This is a genomic window from Leisingera sp. (genome assembly GCF_034669605.1).
Taxonomy (GTDB): domain Bacteria; phylum Pseudomonadota; class Alphaproteobacteria; order Rhodobacterales; family Rhodobacteraceae; genus Leisingera.
The window spans coordinates 1-1,718 of sequence record NZ_JAXMOX010000375.1 but is presented as its reverse complement, the minus strand read 5'-3'; the positions used below and the strand labels follow the sequence as shown (position 1 = coordinate 1,718).

Below are 1,718 nucleotides of genomic sequence, written 5' to 3'. Positions count from 1 at the left end.
ACGGCGGCCAGCTGCACAATCTGGATGAGCGCGCCCGGGCCCGGCTGGAAGAGTTGCGGCCGGAGGGGCTCACCGGCGAGCTGCGCTGGACCTTTGACCGGCTGGCGCTGCCTCTGTGCCACCCGACGGTCGACCGGCTGAAGCCGCACAATGTGTTCATGTTCCGCCAGCTTTGCGCTGCGGTGGTCCGCCATGAGCGGCTGACCCTGGAGCTGGAAGAGACCGGGGAGACCTACGAGAGCGAGACCCGGAACGGAAAGCAGATCAAAGCCCGTCCTGAAGTGGCGCAGCTCAATGAGACCTTCCGGCAGATCCGGGCGCTGGCCAATGACTTCGGCATGACGCCTGCGGCCGAGCGAGGCCTGTCTGGCGGCGGGCAGATGGGCTTCAGCTTCCCTGACCCGAACGGGCCGGAAGGCTATCTGACGTGACCGACACGATCGAGCCGGTATCCTATGAGGATGACCCGGTGACAGCCTGGGCGCAGGACGTGTCGGCGGGGGAGATCGTTGCGGGGCCGTATGTGCGGGCAGCAGCGGCGCGGCACCTGCGTGATCTGGTGGAAGGTCCGAAGCGGGGGCTGAAGTGGGATCTGGCCGCGGCCAGGCGGGCGATCGATTTTTTCCCGAAGGTGCTGCGGCTGAACGGCGGCCAGTTCGAGGGGCGGCCGTTCCACTTGCACCCGAGCCAGGCGTTTCGCATCGGATCGCTGTTCGGCTGGAAGAAATACAGCGCCACGCACCGGGCCTGGCTGCGCCGGTTCAAGCGCTTCTATGATGAGGAGGGCAAGGGCAACGGCAAGTCGCCGATGCTCGGCGGCATCGGCCTTTACATGATGGTGGCGGACGGGGAGCCGCGGGCCGAGGTCTACGCGGCGGCGGCCAAGAAGGACCAGGCGGGCATTCTCTTTCAGGATGCGGTGGCGATGGTCGACCAGTCGCCGGTCCTGAAACGGCGGGTCTCGCAGCAGGGCGAAAACCCGGTCTGGCAGATGACCTATGTGGGGCGCGGCGGCGACAAGCGGAAGTTCAAGCCGCTGTCGGCAGAGAAGGCGCAGTCGGGCCCGCGGCCGCATTGCGCGTTGACCGATGAGGTGCATGAGCATCCGAACCGGGACGTGATCGACATGCTGGAGCGGGGCTTCAAGTTCCGCAAGCAGCCGCTGTTGTGCATGGCGACCAACTCGGGCACCGACAAGAAATCGATCTGCTGGGAGGAGCACCAGCACGGCGTGAACGTTGTGACCGGCGTGCAGGAAGATGACAGCACCTTTGCGTTCATCTGTTCGCTGGATGACGGCGACGACTGGGAGAATGACCCGGGCTGCTGGGCAAAGGTGAACCCGCTTCTGGGGGTGACGATCGAAGAGGACTATCTGCGGGACGTGGTGAAACAGGCAAAGATGATGCCGGGCAAACGCAATGGCATCGCCCGGCTGCACTTCTGCCAGTGGACGCAATCTGTGAAGGCGGCGATCAAACGGGAAGCCTGGACCGCCTGCCATGGCGAGGTGGATCCGGAAGCGCTCACCGAGGCGGGCTATCCCTGTTTCGGCGGGCTCGACCTCAGCCAGGTGCGGGACTTCTCGGCGCTGACGCTGACCTGGGTTCTGGATGCCACCAAGGACGCGGAAAAGCTGGTGTCGAAAACATGGTTCTGGACGCCGAAGGACACGCTGCTGGACCGCTCGGCGCGGGATCAGGCGCCCTATGAGCTGT

2 protein-coding genes are annotated in these 1,718 nt (G+C 65.3%); both read left to right on the top strand.

Going from position 1 to position 1,718, the window contains the following annotated elements; translation table 11 throughout:
* Nucleotides 1–431, top strand: a 431-nt coding sequence (locus VOI29_RS24390; protein ID WP_416361585.1) for a P27 family phage terminase small subunit, incomplete at its 5' end; no start/stop codon positions are given.
* On the top strand, nucleotides 428–1,718 hold a 1,291-nt coding region (locus VOI29_RS24385), incomplete at its 3' end, for a terminase large subunit (protein WP_323784471.1). The genes VOI29_RS24390 and VOI29_RS24385, both read left to right, overlap by 4 nt.